16 protein-coding genes and 1 riboswitch are annotated in these 16,055 nt (G+C 65.9%); of the genes, 9 read left to right on the forward strand and 7 right to left on the reverse strand.

Features of this window, described 5'->3' with window-relative positions; all coding sequences use genetic code 11:
* Positions 1-37 precede the first annotated feature (37 nt).
* From HV681_RS25015 to HV681_RS25035, 5 genes are all read left to right on the forward strand, one after another.
* Positions 38-2,677 (forward strand): DNA topoisomerase III, encoded by a 2,640-nt coding sequence (locus HV681_RS25015; RefSeq protein WP_175125819.1) that lies wholly within the window; start codon positions 38-40, stop codon positions 2,675-2,677.
* 118 nt (positions 2,678-2,795) lie between these two features.
* Positions 2,796-3,854, forward strand: a complete 1,059-nt coding sequence (locus HV681_RS25020; RefSeq protein WP_175125821.1) for an ABC transporter substrate-binding protein — start codon at positions 2,796-2,798, stop codon at positions 3,852-3,854.
* On the forward strand, positions 3,854-4,624 hold the full coding sequence (locus tag HV681_RS25025) for an ABC transporter ATP-binding protein (RefSeq protein WP_056565862.1): 771 nt from the start codon (positions 3,854-3,856) through the stop codon (positions 4,622-4,624). Before HV681_RS25020 ends, HV681_RS25025 begins: the two co-directional genes overlap by 1 nt.
* 13 nt (positions 4,625-4,637) lie before the next feature.
* Complete coding sequence (locus tag HV681_RS25030) at positions 4,638-5,492, forward strand: ABC transporter permease (protein WP_175125822.1); 855 nt, start codon at positions 4,638-4,640, stop codon at positions 5,490-5,492.
* A gap of 14 nt (positions 5,493-5,506) precedes the next feature.
* Complete coding sequence (locus HV681_RS25035; protein WP_175125824.1) at positions 5,507-6,286, forward strand: SDR family oxidoreductase; 780 nt, start codon at positions 5,507-5,509, stop codon at positions 6,284-6,286.
* A 54-nt stretch (positions 6,287-6,340) separates the two neighbouring features.
* Here HV681_RS25035 and ilvB read toward each other — a convergent pair whose 3' ends face one another.
* A complete protein-coding gene (gene ilvB / locus HV681_RS25040; RefSeq protein ID WP_175125826.1) occupies positions 6,341-8,173 on the reverse strand; it encodes a biosynthetic-type acetolactate synthase large subunit in 1,833 nt (610 codons plus the stop codon).
* Positions 8,174-8,266: 93 nt separating this feature from the next.
* Between ilvB and HV681_RS25045 the strand changes: the two genes are divergently transcribed.
* Positions 8,267-8,749, forward strand: coding sequence for an Lrp/AsnC family transcriptional regulator (locus tag HV681_RS25045; RefSeq protein WP_175125828.1), 483 nt, complete (start codon positions 8,267-8,269; stop codon positions 8,747-8,749).
* Between the two features lie 113 nt (positions 8,750-8,862).
* Here the strand turns inward: HV681_RS25045 and HV681_RS25050 are convergent, their stop codons facing one another.
* Positions 8,863-9,783 carry a bestrophin family protein gene (locus HV681_RS25050; protein WP_175125829.1) on the reverse strand — a complete coding sequence of 307 codons (921 nt, stop codon included), beginning with the start codon at positions 9,781-9,783 and terminating at the stop codon, positions 8,863-8,865.
* A 107-nt stretch (positions 9,784-9,890) separates the two neighbouring features.
* Between HV681_RS25050 and HV681_RS25055 the strand changes: the two genes are divergently transcribed.
* The 3 genes from HV681_RS25055 to HV681_RS25065 all read left to right on the forward strand — a co-directional run bounded on the left by HV681_RS25055 (position 9,891) and on the right by HV681_RS25065 (position 12,580).
* On the forward strand, positions 9,891-10,481 hold the full coding sequence (locus HV681_RS25055; protein ID WP_175125830.1) for an SET domain-containing protein: 591 nt from the start codon (positions 9,891-9,893) through the stop codon (positions 10,479-10,481).
* A gap of 110 nt (positions 10,482-10,591) precedes the next feature.
* Positions 10,592-10,742: riboswitch (FMN riboswitch) on the forward strand.
* 113 nt (positions 10,743-10,855) lie between these two features.
* On the forward strand, positions 10,856-11,575 hold the full coding sequence (ribB, locus tag HV681_RS25060; protein WP_056565879.1) for a 3,4-dihydroxy-2-butanone-4-phosphate synthase: 720 nt from the start codon (positions 10,856-10,858) through the stop codon (positions 11,573-11,575).
* Between the two features lie 255 nt (positions 11,576-11,830).
* Positions 11,831-12,580 carry a TetR/AcrR family transcriptional regulator gene (locus tag HV681_RS25065; RefSeq protein WP_175125831.1) on the forward strand — a complete coding sequence of 250 codons (750 nt, stop codon included), beginning with the start codon at positions 11,831-11,833 and terminating at the stop codon, positions 12,578-12,580.
* 35 nt (positions 12,581-12,615) lie between these two features.
* On the opposite strand, the gene HV681_RS25070 is transcribed toward HV681_RS25065, so the two are convergent.
* The 5 genes from HV681_RS25070 to panE all read right to left on the reverse strand — a co-directional run bounded on the left by HV681_RS25070 (position 12,616) and on the right by panE (position 16,015).
* The gene (locus HV681_RS25070; RefSeq protein WP_175125832.1) at positions 12,616-13,119 is read right to left on the reverse strand and encodes a nucleoside 2-deoxyribosyltransferase; all 504 of its coding nucleotides are present in this window, start codon (positions 13,117-13,119) and stop codon (positions 12,616-12,618) included.
* A gap of 5 nt (positions 13,120-13,124) precedes the next feature.
* The gene (locus HV681_RS25075; protein WP_175125833.1) at positions 13,125-13,694 is read right to left on the reverse strand and encodes a flavin reductase family protein; all 570 of its coding nucleotides are present in this window, start codon (positions 13,692-13,694) and stop codon (positions 13,125-13,127) included.
* Positions 13,695-14,153, reverse strand: coding sequence for a nuclear transport factor 2 family protein (locus tag HV681_RS25080; RefSeq protein WP_175125834.1), 459 nt, complete (start codon positions 14,151-14,153; stop codon positions 13,695-13,697). It lies immediately after the preceding gene.
* Positions 14,154-14,216: 63 nt separating this feature from the next.
* Positions 14,217-14,828, reverse strand: a complete 612-nt coding sequence (locus HV681_RS25085; protein ID WP_175125835.1) for an NAD(P)-dependent oxidoreductase — start codon at positions 14,826-14,828, stop codon at positions 14,217-14,219.
* A gap of 260 nt (positions 14,829-15,088) precedes the next feature.
* A complete protein-coding gene (panE, locus tag HV681_RS25090; RefSeq protein ID WP_175125836.1) occupies positions 15,089-16,015 on the reverse strand; it encodes a 2-dehydropantoate 2-reductase in 927 nt (308 codons plus the stop codon).
* Positions 16,016-16,055 lie beyond the last annotated feature (40 nt).

Below are 16,055 nucleotides of genomic sequence, written 5' to 3' on the forward strand. Positions count from 1 at the left end.
CGCGCTGATACGGCGGGACTACCGCCACTGGATACACATGAATAAAACGCTGATTATTGCCGAGAAGCCCTCGGTGGCCCTTGATATATCACGCGCCTTGGGAGGCTTTGCGCGCGAGGGCGACTATTTTGAAAGCGAACGTTACGTTCTCGCTTCCAGCATCGGCCATTTGCTCAGCTTGGTCGCGCCCAACGATCCGGTCAAGGGAAAGTGGAGCTTCACGCACCTGCCCGTGATTCCGCCCGCGTTCGAATTGGGCCCGACCGACAAGAAGTCCGCCGAACGTCTTAAGCTGCTTGTCCGCCTGGCCAAGCGCAAGGACGTGGACGCCATCATCAACGCCTGTGACGCGGGACGTGAAGGCGAACTGATCTTCCGCTACATCGTTCAATACGCGGGCGTGAAGAAGCCGATTCAGCGTCTGTGGTTGCAGTCGATGACCCAGGCCGCCATCCGCGAGGCCTTCGCCAACCTGCGCGACGATACGCAGATGAAGCCGCTGGAAGCCGCGGCGCGCTCGCGCGCCGAAGCCGACTGGCTGGTCGGCATCAACGGCACGCGCGCCATGACCGCCTTCAACAGCAAGGACGGCGGCTTCTTCAAGACACCGGTCGGCCGGGTGCAGACGCCCACGCTGGCCATCGTGGCCGAACGCGAAGAGCGCATCCGCCGCTTCGTGCCGCGCGATTACTGGGAAGTGCGCGCCACTTTCGTCGCGGCCGCCGGCCTGTACGAAGGCCGCTGGATCGACCCGCAATTCAAGAAAGACGACAAAGATCCCGAAAAGCGCGAATCGCGCCTGTGGTCGGCCGCCGCCGCGCAAAGCGTGGTCGCCGCCTGCCGCGAGCAGCCCGGCAGCGTGACCGAGGAATCCAAGCCGTCGAGCCAGATGTCGCCGGCCCTGTACGACCTGACGTCGCTGCAGCGCGAGGCCAACGGCCGCTTCGGCTTCTCGGCCAAGACCACGCTGTCGCTCGCGCAGACGCTGTACGAACGCCACAAGGCGCTGACCTATCCGCGTACCGATTCGCGCTACCTGCCCGAGGATTACATCAGCACGGTGCAGGAAACCATGCGCGCGCTGGCCAAGGGCGGTTCCAACGCCGTGGGCGGCCTGTCGCGCCATGCCGACACCGTCGTCAGCCAGCAGTGGGTCAAACCGAACCGCCGCATCTTCGACAACAAGAAGGTGTCGGATCACTTTGCGATCATCCCCACGCTGCAGATCCCGCACGACCTGAGCGAAGCCGAAGCCAAGCTCTACGACCTGGTGCTCAAGCGCTTCCTGGCGGTGTTCTTCCCCGCCGCGGAATACCGCGTCACGACGCGCCTGACCGAAGTGCAGGGGCATCGCTTCCGCACGGACGGCAAGGTGCTGGTCAATCCGGGCTGGCTGGCCGTGTACGGCAAGGAAGCCCAGGGCGAAGACGCCAACCTGGTGCCGGTGGCGGACGGCGAGACCGTGCGCACGGAAGACATCGAAGCCGTCGGCCTGTCGACCAAGCCGCCGGCGCGCTTTAACGAAGGCACGCTGCTGTCGGCCATGGAAGGCGCCGGCAAGCTGGTGGACGACGAGGAACTGCGCGAGGCCATGTCCGAGCGCGGCCTGGGCACCCCGGCCACGCGCGCGGCCATCATCGAAGGCCTGCTCAACGAAAGCTACCTGCGCCGCGAAGGCCGCGATCTGGTGCCCACCGCCAAGGCGCGCCAGCTGATGACGCTGCTGTCGGGCCTGGATGTGGCCGAACTGACCTCGCCCGAACTCACCGGCGAATGGGAGCACAAGCTCAAGCAGATCGAGCAGGGCGGACTGGGCCGCGAGGCCTTCATGCGCGAGATCGCGCAGATGACGCAGGTCATCGTCAAGCGCGCCAAGGAATACGAGCGCGACACGGTGCCGGGCGACTACGCCACGCTGACCACGCCGTGCCCCAAATGCGGCGCCGTGGTCAAGGAAAACTACCGCCGCTACGCCTGCACGGCCTGCGACTTTTCCATCGGCAAGCACCCGGGCGGCCGCACGTTCGAACTGCCGGAAGTCGAAGAACTGCTGGCCAAGCGCGAGATTGGTCCGCTGCAAGGCTTCATCAGCAAGATGGGCCGGCCGTTTGCCGCCATCCTGCGCATCAGCGATGAGTACAAGCTGGAATTCGACTTCGGCCAGAACGACGAAGACGACAGCGAAGCCGTGGACTTCTCCGGCCACACGCCGGTGGGTCCGTGCCCGAAATGCCAGTCGCGCGTGTTCGAGCACGGCATGAGCTACGTCTGCGAAAAGTCCGTCGGCCCCGAGAAGTCGTGCGACTTCCGGTCGGGCAAGGTCATCCTGCAGCAGGAGATCTCGCGCGAGCAGATGGAAAAACTGCTGACCAACGGCCGCACCGATCTGCTGGACGGCTTTGTGTCCAGCCGCACGAATCGCAAGTTCAAGGCGTTCCTGGTGCGTCAGCCCGACGGCAAGGTGGGATTCGAGTTCGAGCCCCGTCCCGAGAAGCCGGGCCGCGCGCGTGCGCCGGCCAAGACGGCGACGAAGACCGCCACCAAGACGGCGGCCAAGACGGCTGCGAAGAAGGCGCCCGCCAAGAAGGCAGCGACCAAAACCGCAACCAAAACGGCAACCAAAACCGCCGCCAAGAAGGCCGTGAAAAAGGCTGCACCGAAGAAGACCGCGGCGTAATCCGCGCCGCGTCGCACGACCGAACGCCCGGGAAACCGGGCGTTTTCCATTGTTGGGCAGCAATCGCTGGGGTATTGTTGACGCCAAACAGCTGCAACCCAGACACTTCGAGGACGACATGACCCGTAGCTCCGACTTCACCACCCGCCGCCGCGTGCTGGCTGCCGCGTCCGCCTTCGCGGGCATCAGCCTGCTCAACGGGCGCGTCGTTTTCGCACAGCCCAAGCTGGGCAAGGTCGTGTACGGCCAGGGCAGCATCGACCCCTTTTTCGCGGCCGGCTATGTGGCGCTGAAAAAGGGTTTCTTCGGAGAAGGCGGGCTGGAGGTCGAGTACCTGAATTCGCAGAGCGGCCCGCGCACCAACCAGCTGCTGGCCGCCGGCCAGATCGTGTTCGGCGCCACGGCCGCCACCGCCGCGCCCGCGCTGACCATCGCGGGCAAGCCCGCCGCGCTGGTGTTCGGCTTTGACCGCAAGCTGACGTACGCCAACGTCATCGTGCGCCGCGAAGACTTTGAAAGCGGCAAGATCAAGTCGATGAAGGACCTGGCGGGCAAGCGCGTCGGCGCGACGCAGCCGCAGTCCAGCACGTGGCTGATGGCGCTGTACCTGATGCAGAAGGCCGGCGTGGCTGACAAGGTCGATATCCGCCCGCTGGGCGATCTGGCGACCATGCTGGGCGCGCTCAAGACCGGGTCGGTCGCGGCCAGCATGGCCACCATGTCGATGATGGAGCAAGCGCGCCAGGAAGGCTGGGGCGTGCCGATCTTCGACGCCACCACCGAAGCCTCGTGGAACGAGTTCATGGGCGGCGACGTGCCCGGCATCGCGGCGTTGACGCTGCAGGACACCATCCAGAAACGTCCCGAGGTCGTGCAGGCCTTTGTGACCGCCATGGTCAAGGCGCAGGACTTCATCACGGCCAACAGCGCAGCCGCCATCACGGACGTGATCTACGACGATTACCTGAGCGCCTTCCCGCGCGCCGCCATCGAGAAGACGCTGGGCGTCTACAAGGAGACGGTGTTCCTGAAGGACAACATCATCACCGAGGACGCGTACAACCGCATGACGGCCATCATGGGCGACGGCCGCCAGTTCTCGAATGAAGAGATCAAGACCGTGCCCTACGCCAAGTGCGTGAACATGAGCTTCGTGCGCAAGGTCCGGGGCCTTTGATGATCACGCTGGACAAGGTAGGCAAGGCGTACCAGTCGCGCCAGGGCACGACGCACGCCGTCGGCGAGGTCAGCCTGACGATCAACGAAGGCGAATTCGTGTCCATTGTCGGGCCGTCGGGCTGCGGCAAGAGCACGCTGCTGAACATGATGGCGGGCTTTCTGCGCCCCACCACCGGCACCATCAAGGTGGACGGGCGCGTGGTGGATGGGCAGGTGCCGCCGGCGTTGGGCTACATCTTCCAGAAGGACACGCTGCTGCCGTGGTTCAGCGTCAGGAAGAACGTGGCGCTGGGGTTGAAGTTTCAGGGCGTGCCGGCCGACCGCATCGCCAAGCGTGTCGCCGAACTGCTGGAGCTCGGCCACCTGAGCGCCTTCGCCGACGCCTTTCCGCACCAGTTGTCGGGCGGCATGCGGCGGCGCGTGGCGCTCTTGATGAGCCTGGCGGTGGAACCGCGCATCCTGCTGCTGGACGAGCCCTTTGGTGCGCTGGACACGCACACGAAGACGCACCTGCATCGCGAGCTGATGGAGATCTGGCGCAAGCTGGGCCAGACGATTGTGATGGTCACGCACGACCTGGACGAAGCCATCTTGCTGTCCGATCGCGTGGTGGTGCTGTCCGGCCCGCCCAGCCGCGTGCTGCTGGACGAGCGCATCCAGATCCCGCATCCGCGCGACGTCTTCACCCTGCGCGAAACGCCGCAGTTCGTCTCCCACGTGCAAAGCCTCTGGAGCGTGCTGGGCCAGCAGTTCCGCGCCGCCGCCTGATCCGATACGCGTCATGACTTCGATTGATACCGCTGACACCCTGCAGGACCAGTTGCGGCTGGACCGCCGCGCCGCCGTCGCGCGCCGCGTGCGCATCACCCTGTGGCAGATCCTGATCCTTGCCGTCATCCTGGGCTCGTGGGAGACGCTGACGCGCATCCCGTGGTTTGCGCAGAACACGCTGTTCGACCCCTTTTTCATCAGCCAGCCTTCGCGCGTGGCCGTGCGTCTGTGGGAATGGCTGCAGCCCGGGCCGCGTTCAGTCTGGCCGCATTTGTGGCTGACGCTGCAGGCCACGCTTGTCGGATTGGTGGTGGGCGTGGGCAGCGGCTTCGTGGTGGGCATGACGCTCAGCCGCAGCCGCTTTCTGGCCGACGTGTTCAACCCGTTCATCGTGGCGTTCAACTCCATGCCGCGGATCGCGTTCGTGCCGCTCATCACCATGTTCTTCGGGCTGGGGCTGGCATCCAAGGTGGTCACGTCGTGGTTCGTCGTGTTCTTTCTGGTGTTCTTCAACACCTACAAGGGCGGGCGCAGCGTAGAACGTGAGCTTGTCGATTTCTGCCGCACGCTGGGCGGTTCGCCGCGCCAGATCCTGTGGCGCGTGCGCATTCCAACGGCGGCGGCGTGGACGTTTGCCGCGCTGCCCAATGCCATCAGCTTTGCGCTGATCGGCGTGGTGCTGGCGGAATTCGTGGGCTCGACCACGGGCATGGGCTATCTGATGATCACCGCGCTGGCGACGCTGAACGCCACCGACATGTTCGCGGCAGTGACGCTGCTGTCCATCGTCGGCATTGCGCTGGTTTATTGTGTGACGTGGATTGAACGGCGGCTCTTGCACTGGGCGCCGGAATTCCGGGAATGAGCGAGGCCCGATTGATGAAGACACTTCCGTATCTGCGCAATTTCGACCTGACGGGACAGGTGGCGCTGGTGACCGGCTCGGCCCGTGGGCTGGGCTTTTGCATCGCGCGGGCCCTGGCCGGCTGTGGTGCGCGCGTGCTGATCAACGGCCGCAATGTTGAAGCGGTCAACGCGGCGGTGGGTGAGCTGACCGGCGCGGGGCTGGACGCGCATCCGCTGCCGTTTGACGTGAGCAACGACGCGGCGATGGCAGAGGCGTTCGAACGCATCGACAGCGAGCACGAGCGCCTGGACATCCTGGTGAACAACGTCGGCGCGCGCAATCGCAAGACGCTGCGCGACACCAGCCCAGCCGAAATCCGCGAGCTGATCGACACCGACCTGGTGGCCGGCATGTTGCTGGCCAAGTTTGCGGCCGAGCGCATGATGCGTCAGGGCGGCGGGCGGCTGATCGCGATTACGTCGGTGGTGGGAGAACTGGCGCGCGCGGGCGACGCGGTGTATCCCGCGGCCAAGCAAGGGCTGACCGGCATGGTGCGCGCGCTGGCGGCGGAGTTCGGCCCGCACTACATCACCAGCAACGCCATCGCGCCGGGGACGTTTGCCACGGAAACCAATGCGGAGATGGTCGCGGACCCGCAGTTCGGCCCGCGCGTGGCGGCACGCAATCCGACGGGTCGGTGGGGAGAGCCGGAGGAAATTGCGGGGGCCGCCGTGTTCCTGGCTTCGCCTGCGGCGTCGTATGTGAACGGCCACGTGCTGGTGGTGGACGGCGGGTTGTCTATCCAGTTTTGAGACGGCGCGGGTGTCGGCGGCTGCAAGGCGTCTGACACCCACTCCGGCAACGTCTCAGGTCGTCTCGTCCTGATACCAGACGCCTTCGGCCAGCATCATCTTCTGGTGGCCATGCCCCGCCGGCATCATCGGGAAGCAGTTTTCCTGCGCCGTGACCGCCACGTCCAGGAAGTACGGACCGTCATGCGCCAGGCACTCAGCCAGCGCCGCATCCAGCTTGGCAGGATCATCCACCCGTGCCGCGCCCCAGCCGAACGCCCGGGCCAGCGCCACGAAATCCGGCAATGACGCGTTGTAGCTGTGGCTGTAGCGGCCGCCGTGGATCAGTTCCTGCCATTGGCGCACCATGCCCATGTAGCCGTTGTTGCACAGCACGACCTTGACGGGCGTCTCGTGCTGCATGGCGGTGGACAGTTCCTGGATGTTCATCAGCACCGACGCGTCGCCGCTGACGCAGACCACGGTCTTGTCCGGATGCGCGACCTGCGCGCCGATGGCGGCGGGCACGCCGTAGCCCATGGTGCCTGCACCGCCCGACGTCAGCCAGCGGTTCGGCCGGTCAAAGCGCAGGTATTGCGCGGCCCACATCTGATGCTGACCCACGTCCGTCGACACGATGGCATCGCGATCCGCCAGCGCGGCGTTCAGGCGCGACATCAGGTGTTGCGGCAGGATGGCGTCGGGCGCGGGCGTGAAGCCCAGGCAGTCCTGCGCGCGCCAGGCGTCGATGCGCTTGAACCAGGGCGCCAGTCGCGCGGGCTCGAGCGGCGTGTCGCCCAGCTCGGCGCGCAACGCGCGCACCAGCGGCAGGCAGTCGCCGACCAGCGCCACGTCCACGCGCACGACCTTGTTGATCGAGGCGGGGTCGATGTCGATATGGATCTTGCGGGCGTGCGGGCAGAATTCCGACAGCTTGCCGGTGATGCGGTCGTCGAAGCGCGCGCCGATGCAGACGACGAGATCCGAATTGTGCATGGCCAGATTGGCCTCGACCGTGCCGTGCATGCCCAGCATGCCCACGAATTGCGGGTCGGACGCGGGGAAGGCGCCCAGGCCCATCAGCGTCAGCGTGCAGGGCGCGCCGGTGTGGCGCACCAGATCCGTGAACGCCTCGCAGGCCTCGGGGCCGGCATTCACCAGGCCACCGCCGCCGTAAAAGATGGGCCGCTTGGCCTGCGCGATAAGCGCGGCGGCGCGGCGCACGGCCGACTGCGGCAGCTTGGCCGCCAGCTTGCCGGACTGGCGGCGCGCGCGCAGCGCGGCCAGCTTGTGCTGCGACGGCGCGTGCAGGCCATCGCTGTCGCGCGGCACGGCAAGCTGCACGTCCTTGGGAAAATCCACCAGCACCGGGCCGGGGCGGCCCTGGCGCGTCAGTTCAAACGCACGGGCCGTCACGCTGGCCACGTCGTCCACGGCGCGGATCTGGGTGTTCCACTTGGTGACGGAACGCGAGATGCCGATGGCGTCGCATTCCTGGAAGGCGTCGGTACCGATGGCCGCCGTGGCCACCTGGCCGCTGATGCACAGCACCGGGATCGAATCGCACATGGCGTCCAAGAGGCCCGAGGTCGTGTTCGCCATACCGGGCCCGGACGTCACGAACACCACGCCCGTGCGGCCGGTAGTGCGGGCATAGCCCTCGGCGGCATGGACGGCGGCCTGCTCGTGGCGCACCAGCACGTGGCGCAGCCGCGGCTCGGCGTACAGGGCGTCGTACAGGGGCAGGACCGCCCCGCCCGGATACCCGAAGACCGTGTCGACACCGTGCGCAATCAGCGTGTCGAGCAGAATTTTCGCCCCGTTTTCAGGGGCGGCTTCGGTGGCAGTTTCGGTGGCGGCAAGCGCCGCGGCGGCGGTGGGGTGCAGGCGATCGTTCATGCTATCCATCTTATTGGTAGATCCGAAGAATTTTTATCTTCTTTTCCACGGATAACAGGCGAACGGAGTAAATTCATCTTTGATTTGGAGGAATCAAAGAAAATGAACCTCGACAAGTTCGACTTGGCCATTTTGAAGGTGCTGCAGGACAACGCGCGCGCCAGCCTGAACGACATCGGCGCGGCGGTCGGATTGTCGTCCACGCCGTGCTGGAACCGCATCAAGCGCATGGAAAGCGCCGGGGTGATTCGCGGTTACACGGTGGACATCGATCCGGCCAGCCTGGGCTTCATGGACACGGTAATCGTCCACGTGACGCTGGAAAGCCACAGCGAAGAGACGCTGTACGAATTCGGGCGCGCGCTGGCCCAGATACCGGAGGTGCTGGAGGCGTTTCTGGTGTCGGGCGACTATGACTATTACATCCGCATCGCCGTGCGCGACACCCGCGACTACGAGCGCCTGCTGCGCGAACAGCTCTACCGCATCCCCGGGATCCGGCACAGCAAGTCCTGCTTCGTGCTGCGCCGGTTGAAGGAAACCAAGCTGCCGCTGACGGGGCCGGGGGCCGGGCCGGCGTCATAGGGCAGCGCCATTGGCATAGGGCAGCGCCATTGGCACAGGGCAGCGCCAGTCGCGTAGGGGCGGCGCCAGTCGCGATGGGCGGCCCCATCGCCACGGCCGGCATTCCAACGTCCTCAGCGCAGCACGTAGTCCACGGGCACCGCCGGCTCCGGCAGCGGCCGCACACCCAGCCCTTCGAGCAGATCGATCTCGATCACACGGGCCAGCGCCGACAGCGGCAGGTCGTTTTCGTCCGCGCCGAAGGGATCTTCCAGCTCGTCGCCCAACGCGTCCAGGCCGAAGAATGTGTAGGCGACGATGGTCACCGCAAGCGGCGTCAGGAACTCCAGCGTGCCCACCAGACCGAAAGGCAGCAGCAGGCAGAACAGCCATGCGGTGCGATGCAACAGCAGCGAGTAGGCGAACGGACAGGGCGTGAACTTGATGCGTTCGCAGGCCGCCTGGATCGCGGCGCACTGCGCGACGCGCTGGGTCAGCCCCTGATACAGGATGTCGGTCAGTTCCCCGCGCCGCAGGCAGGCCGCGAGATCCCGGTTGATGGACATGAGCAGCGCATCGGGCACGTTGCGGCAGCCAGCCAGGGAATCCAGCTCGTCCTGCTGCACCCACGGACGCACGGCCTCGACCATGTCCTGTCCGCGCAGCCGCGCCGCCAGCCCATACCCGAAACCGATGCAGCGCCGCACCAGCCGTTCCTGCACCGGATTGGCGGTGCTGGCCGCCAGCAGCACGGCGCTTTCGCGCGCCAGGCTGCGCGCCTGCACAACGAGGTCGCCCCACTGCTTGCGGGCTTCCCACCAGCGGTCATAACAGACGTTGTTGCGAAAGCCCATGAAGACGGACAGGGCCAGACCGAAGAGCGAGAAGGGCACCGCGGTCAGGTGCGCGGGCGAGAAGACCTGGCGGTGGTACATCCACACCACCACGCAGGAGAGCACCGTGATGACGATGATCCTGCTGAGGATGCGCGGAATGATGGAACCGCGCAGTACAAAGAACAAAGCCAGCGCGGAGGGCCGCGGACGGACGATCATGATGAATATCAAGCAAGGGACAAGGCGGCGCCAACTATACGCCTGTCATCGCGCAATAAAGCCGCCGATATAATTCTGTTTCGTCTCACCGCCACCCTCGAGCCTCAATGACCACCGAAGACACTCCGATCAAGCCCTGGTATGCCGTCCGCCGCTCCAAGCTGCACGGCAACGGCGTCTTCGCCGCCCGCAAGATCCCTGCAGGCACGCGCATCATCGAGTACGGCGGCGCGCGCATCAGCGCCAAGGAAGCCGACCGCCGCCATCCCACGAATCCGGATGATCCCTTCCACACGTTCTTCTTTGCGCTCAGCTCCGGCCGCGTGATCGACGGTGGCGACGAAGGCAACGATGCGCGCTGGATCAACCATTCCTGCCAGCCCAACTGCGAGGCGCAGGAGGGCAAGCACGGCAAGCGCGTCTACATCGTGGCGCTGCAGGACATTCCGCGCGGCACGGAACTGTCTTACGACTACGGTCTGGTCCTGGACGGCCGCATCACGAAGGCGCTGAAGGAAGGCTACAAGTGCCTCTGCGGCACGCCGCCTTGCCGCGGCACGATGCTGGCGCTGCCCAAGAAAATGGCGAAGAAGGCCGATGCGGACAAGGCCACTAAGACCGATGCCGGCAAGGCCAGGAAAGCCAACGCTGCCAAGACCGCGAAAACTGAAACATCCGAGGCCGCCAAGGCCGCCTGACGGAAAACGGGGCCCGTCGCCCCATTTCCCAAGACCCCAACCGCAATAAGCATATTCAGACCCGCGCTGCGGACAGGCGTACAATCGACCGGTCGTTAACACGACATGCAGTACGTCTTCAGGGCGGGGTGCAATTCCCCACCGGCGGTATGCCATGCAATGTGGCGAGCCCGCGAGCGCCCGGCCAAGCTTTGGCCGGGGTCAGCAGATCTGGTGAGATGCCAGGGCCGACGGTCATAGTCCGGATGAGAGAAGATGTGCCGGCACATACTCGGCTGCGCCGGGCGCGTTTGCGCCTTGCCTGGCCGTATTGCGTTCGGCTGTCGATTAGCCCTGAAACGTTTTTCGCCCCATCCTTTTGCGAGAGCGTTTCAATGTCCAACGTTGCCTTCACCCAGCAGTCCCCCATCCCCAGCCTGGCTTCGCAGCCCTTTGCCGTGCGCCTGTCGCGCGCGTTGCATCATCTGCGCCTGGGCCGTCCCGTCATCCTCATGGACGACTTTGACCGCGAGAACGAAGCGGACCTGATCGTCGCGGCCGACAAGCTGACCGTGCCCGTCATGGCGCAGCTCATCCGAGACGGCAGCGGCATCGTCTGCCTGTGCCTGCCCGGCGACACGCTGGATCGCCTGGAATTGCCGCCGATGGTCCAGCGCAACCAGAGCCGCTTTGCCACGGCCTTCACCGTGTCGATAGAGGCGCGCGAAGGCGTGAGCACCGGCGTGTCCGCCGTCGACCGCGTCACCACCATCCGCGCCGCCATCTCGCCGTCGGCGCAGCCCGACGACATCGTCAGCCCCGGCCACGTGTTTCCGCTGCGCGCCCAACCGGGCGGCGTGCTGACGCGCCGCGGCCACACCGAAGGCTCGGTGGATCTGGCCGTGCTGGCCGGCATGCGCCCGGCGGGCGTGCTCTGCGAACTGATGAATGCCGACGGCACGATGATGCGCGGCGCGGCGCTGGATCGCTACGCCGCCGAGCACGGGCTGGTGGCGCTGACGATCGCTGAACTGGCCGACCATCTGCAAAAGCTCAAGGACGGCCAAGCCGAAGCGATCGACGACGAAGTGCTGGAGATGGCGGCGACAGTCTGAACGCACTCGTAGAACGCACCCGCGGCTGCGCTGGCCGCGGGCGGCGTCGACAGGGTGAGTTGTTGAACGAGCATTTGAACGAGTGCGCGCGCCCCGATCGCGGGCATGAGCGGATGGCATAATTCGCGCGAAGCGATGCAGATCCATGGCCGCCTGGTGGCCACTGCGCCCGACCACGATTGGCCGGCCTGCCATCGCGTGCCGCCAATTCAATGAGCCATTGCTCACGTTTGATTCTCGCCCTTTGCCTCACTCATGACCGTCATTCCCCAGCCCCGGAAATCACCGCGCCAACTCAGATCGCAGCAAACCGTCGACACCATTCTTCAGGCCACGGCTCGCGTTCTGGCCTCACACGGGTATGCCGGCACCAACACGAATCTGATCGCGGAAACGGCGGGCGTGAGCGTGGGCTCGCTCTATCAATACTTTCCCAACAAGAACGCGCTGATCGCCGCGCTGCATGACCGGCATGACAACCAGATGCTGGACGTGATCGACGATGTGCTGAACGGCAACCCGGCAGCCACGCTGCGCGAGCGCGTGGGCGCGATCGTGCAGGCGATGCTGCACGCGCATCTGCTGGAGCCCGCGCTGCACCGCGTACTGGAAAGGGAGTTTCCGCTGTTCGACCAGCCGCACGAGCACAGCCGCGCGGACCAGGACATCCACCGCCGCATGCGGCATCTGCTGGAGTTGCACCGCGCAGAAGTCGCGCAGCAAGACCGGGATCTGGCGACCTACGTGGTGTTGCGGATCATGGAGTCGCTGGTGCACGCGGCCGCGCTCGAGCCGCCCGCGGGCTTCACGCCCAAGCAGTTGGAAGGCGCGGTGGTCGATGCGGTCATGGGATACCTGGGCGCGTCTGGAAACGCCGCGCCGGGCAAGATGAGCAAGGCAGTCAAAGCTGCCCCGAAGGCGGCCAGGACGGTCAGCGCAGACAAGCCGGCTAAAGCCATCAAGACAGCCAGCGCCGCCAAAAAGGCGAAGCCGGCGCGCGCCTAGCCGCCGGACTCAGGCGCCGGACTCAGACGCCGGACTCAAGCGCCGCGCGCCATTCTGGCGAGGCAGTCCGCCGGGCCGCCCGTCACAATGCGCGCGCTGCACGCCAGCATCAGGTTCAGATTCAGCCCGAAGTCCTCGACGGTATGGCCTTGCGCGTCGACCATGCGCGAGGCGCCGTCGTCCGCCGCCGCCCCCACCGCCACCTGATCGATCAGCGTGCCGGCCTGGTTGGTGTAGCCCCACACGGGCTTGCCGCAGGCGATCGCGTAGCCCACTTCAAAAGCCGTGCCCGAATCGGGCTCGGCGCCGCGAAACGGATTCAGGTTTGCCATCACCATGTCGGCACGGCGGATCAGCGCGACGTTCGCGCGGTAGATCCATTCTGCAAGCGCCTGCCCGGCAAGTTCCGGCGGCGCGGCGTTATCCAGCGGGAACAGGCCCTCGAAACCGTAGGTGGCGCACAGGGTCTTGAGCCGTTCGCCGTGTGCCACGGCATCGGGCAGAAAGACATCGAAACCCGCCAGGTACACACTGCGCATGGCCCTTACTCCGGATCGGCGACGTTGAAGGCTTCGCCGGTGGCGAAGAAGGAGCCGCCGGCCAGGTAGTGCACCGACCGGCGCTCGTCGTCCGGAAAGTGCCAGCGGTTGCCGGAAAACACGTCCGGCGCCGCCCACGCGGCCACGACCTCGCCGATGAAGAGATCGTAGGCCTGTTGGTTGTGCGGTTCGGAAATGACCTTGCATTCCAGCCAGCCCAGGCAGCCCTCGATGAGCGGTGCGCCGATCTTGCTGGCGGGAAACGTCGTCAGGCCGCTGGCCTGGAACTTGTCGTCGTCGCGTCCGGACTGCGATCCCACCACCATCGTGGCGCGCGCTTGCGCCCGCGACGGAATGCACAGCGCGAACTCGCCCGACGCTTCGATGAGTTCACGCGTCCAGGTATTCTTGTCGACCACGACCAGCATCTTGGGCGGACTGAAGTCCAGCGGCATGGCCCACGCCGCGGCCATCACGTTGCGGGCATCGCCGTGCGCGCTGGTGACCAGCACGGTCGGGCCGTGGTTCAGAAGGAGATAGGCGCGGGGCAGGTCAACGGGTTCGATCATGGACACCTAGAACATGCCGTTCTTGTTGGCGGGATTCTCGGGGATTTCCTGGCTGACGTCCCAGTGTTCGACGATCTTGCCGTCCTGGACGCGGAAGATGTCGACCACGGCCTGGCCGCGGTCTTCCGGCGAATCGCGCCACAGGTTGTGGATCATGACGAGGTCGCCCTCGGCGATGACGCGCTTGATCTCGACGATGGCCTGCGGATGCTGCTCGAAGTAGCGCGGGAAAAAGTCGACCATCGGCCCGACGCCGTCCTGCATGTACGGATTGTGCTGCGTGTAGTTCGGGCCGACATACAGGCGCACCGCCTCGTCGACGTCCCGGTCCTGGAACATCATGCGGAAGAACGCGACGGCGATTTCCTTGTTCGATTGCGGCGCGGCGGCAAGCGCCGGTGCAGTTGCCACGCAACTGGCGGCGACCAGCAGGCAGGCGGCCAAGGATTTCCACTTCTTACGCATACAGGACTACTCAGATGACGCCGATCGGCGGCCTGCCAGTTTACAAACAAACGCGTCCGAGGATCAGTATCCGACGGTATAACGGCGGCGCGAATGCTGGGGCGTCTCGATCTCGTCGGCCAGGGCGATCGCGTAATCTTCCATCGAAATCCAGCTCTTGCCGTCGTCGTCGGCCAGCAGATGGTCGTCGCCCACGCGGAACGTGCCGGTGCGCTCGCCGGGTTCGAACATGGCCGAAGGCGACAGGAAGGTCCAGTTCAGCACCTTTTCCTGACGCAGGGTGTCCAGGAACACGACGCCTGCTCGGGCCTCGGGCTTGTAGGCATCGGGGAATTCGGGGGTGTCGATCAGCATCTTGCCGGGTGCGACCAGCAGGCTGCCGGCGCCGCCCACCACCAGCAGACGCGGCACGCCGGCGTTCTTGACGGCGGCCAGCAGCGGCTTGGCGTCGGCGGACACGAAGCGCGTGGCGCTAATGACGGCGTCGTGGCCGGCCAGGATGGGGGTCAAACCTTCGGGATCGGTGGCGTCGCCCTGGCGGACGGTCAGGCCCGGCTGCTCGTTCACTTCGCCTTGGGTGCGGGCGATGCCCGTCACTTGATGACCGCGCTTGAGCAATTCGTCTGCCACGCGCGAACCCACGCGCCCGGTAATGCCGATCAATGCGATTTTCATGGTCTTGCTCCTGGAAGGAATGGGCCGGGAACAGGCACCGCACGATTGCGGCGGAACAGGGTCCGGCTCAAGGCAAAGCCATACTATTCGGTCAAATCCGAACGAAAAACCCGTCAAACAGGAAGAGTTCTTTGCAATCCATGCACCAATGCGCTGGATGGCGGCGGGCGGCTGGGGTTTGACCGGGCGTGCACGCAGCAGCGGCACGCCCGATCAGTGTGCGCCCGGCGGCCCCGCTTGAACAGGGGCCGCCCCCGCGATCAGCGGGCGGCGCGTTGCGCCTGATAGACCTGCAGATGCGAATAAGCCACGCGCAGGTAAGTCGCGTCCACGCCCAGCGTGCGGGCACGGCGGACCATGTCGCCGACGATGTGGTCGGCCTCGACGGGCAGGCCCTGGCGCAGGTCGCGGAACATGGAGGCGGTCATGGGCTGGGTGCGGTCCGACAGCAGCTTGCGCACGGTGGCGTCCGCCTCGGGCCGCACGGTGTGACCGGAGGCTGCGGCCACCGACTGCGATTCCTGCAGCAGACCGAGCAGGATGTCGACGCCGTCGTCGGTGGACGCGATCTCGCCGACCGAGCCGCGCATCAGGCAGGTGGCTGCGGCCAGCGTCGTCAGCATGACGTACTTTTCCCAGATGTCCTGATAGATGTTTTCGCTGAGGCGGCTGACGTATTCGCCGCCCGCCAGCGCCTGCTCCAGCGCCACGCAGCGCTCGCTGCGGGCGGGGCCGGCGCGTTCGCCGAACACCAGGTTGGCGTGCTTGCCCAGGTGGACGACTTCGCCTTCGGGGCCGAGCGTGGCGTTGATCTGGCACAGGCCGCCCAGCACGCGATGCGGTTCGAACTCGCGGTCCAGCACGTCGTACTGAAGCACGCCGTTCATGATGGGCAGCACGGCGGTGTCCGGCCCCACGGCGGGGCGGATAGCCTCGATGGCGCTGTCCAGGTCGTAGGCCTTGCAGGACAGCACGACGACGTCATAGCTCTCTTGCAACGTCTGCTGCGTGACCAGCTTGGGGTGCAGCGTGGCGTCACCCAGCGGGCTCTGGATGCGCAGCCCGTGTTCGCGGATGCGCGCGGCACGCGGCTCGCGCACCAGGAACGTCACGTCCGCGCCGGCTTGCGCCGCCCGTCCGCCAAAGTATCCGCCGGTGCCGCCGGCGCCCAAGAACAACAACCGCATGCCTGTCTCCTGTTGGCTGCCCGCGTCAGGCGCGGGCCGA

This window comes from Achromobacter animicus (assembly GCF_902859585.1).
Classification (GTDB): Bacteria; Pseudomonadota; Gammaproteobacteria; order Burkholderiales; family Burkholderiaceae_B; genus Achromobacter; species Achromobacter animicus.

What these genes read in the sequence shown, in the direction of transcription:
- HV681_RS25045 (WP_175125828.1), top strand. Translation starts at nt 8,267, where the DNA reads ATGAACCTCGACAAGTTCGACTTGGCCATTTTGAAGGTGCTGCAGGAC.
- HV681_RS25035 (WP_175125824.1), top strand. Translation starts at nt 5,507, where the DNA reads ATGAAGACACTTCCGTATCTGCGCAATTTCGACCTGACGGGACAGGTG.
- HV681_RS25020 (WP_175125821.1), top strand. Translation starts at nt 2,796, where the DNA reads ATGACCCGTAGCTCCGACTTCACCACCCGCCGCCGCGTGCTGGCTGCC.
- HV681_RS25085 (WP_175125835.1), bottom strand. Translation starts at nt 14,828, where the DNA reads ATGAAAATCGCATTGATCGGCATTACCGGGCGCGTGGGTTCGCGCGTG.
- HV681_RS25030 (WP_175125822.1), top strand. Translation starts at nt 4,638, where the DNA reads ATGACTTCGATTGATACCGCTGACACCCTGCAGGACCAGTTGCGGCTG.
- HV681_RS25050 (WP_175125829.1), bottom strand. Translation starts at nt 9,783, where the DNA reads ATGATCGTCCGTCCGCGGCCCTCCGCGCTGGCTTTGTTCTTTGTACTG.
- ilvB (WP_175125826.1), bottom strand. Translation starts at nt 8,173, where the DNA reads ATGGATAGCATGAACGATCGCCTGCACCCCACCGCCGCCGCGGCGCTT.
- HV681_RS25070 (WP_175125832.1), bottom strand. Translation starts at nt 13,119, where the DNA reads ATGCGCAGTGTGTACCTGGCGGGTTTCGATGTCTTTCTGCCCGATGCC.
- HV681_RS25080 (WP_175125834.1), bottom strand. Translation starts at nt 14,153, where the DNA reads ATGCGTAAGAAGTGGAAATCCTTGGCCGCCTGCCTGCTGGTCGCCGCC.
- HV681_RS25055 (WP_175125830.1), top strand. Translation starts at nt 9,891, where the DNA reads ATGACCACCGAAGACACTCCGATCAAGCCCTGGTATGCCGTCCGCCGC.
- ribB (WP_056565879.1), top strand. Translation starts at nt 10,856, where the DNA reads ATGTCCAACGTTGCCTTCACCCAGCAGTCCCCCATCCCCAGCCTGGCT.
- panE (WP_175125836.1), bottom strand. Translation starts at nt 16,015, where the DNA reads ATGCGGTTGTTGTTCTTGGGCGCCGGCGGCACCGGCGGATACTTTGGC.
- HV681_RS25065 (WP_175125831.1), top strand. Translation starts at nt 11,831, where the DNA reads ATGACCGTCATTCCCCAGCCCCGGAAATCACCGCGCCAACTCAGATCG.
- HV681_RS25025 (WP_056565862.1), top strand. Translation starts at nt 3,854, where the DNA reads ATGATCACGCTGGACAAGGTAGGCAAGGCGTACCAGTCGCGCCAGGGC.
- HV681_RS25015 (WP_175125819.1), top strand. Translation starts at nt 38, where the DNA reads ATGAATAAAACGCTGATTATTGCCGAGAAGCCCTCGGTGGCCCTTGAT.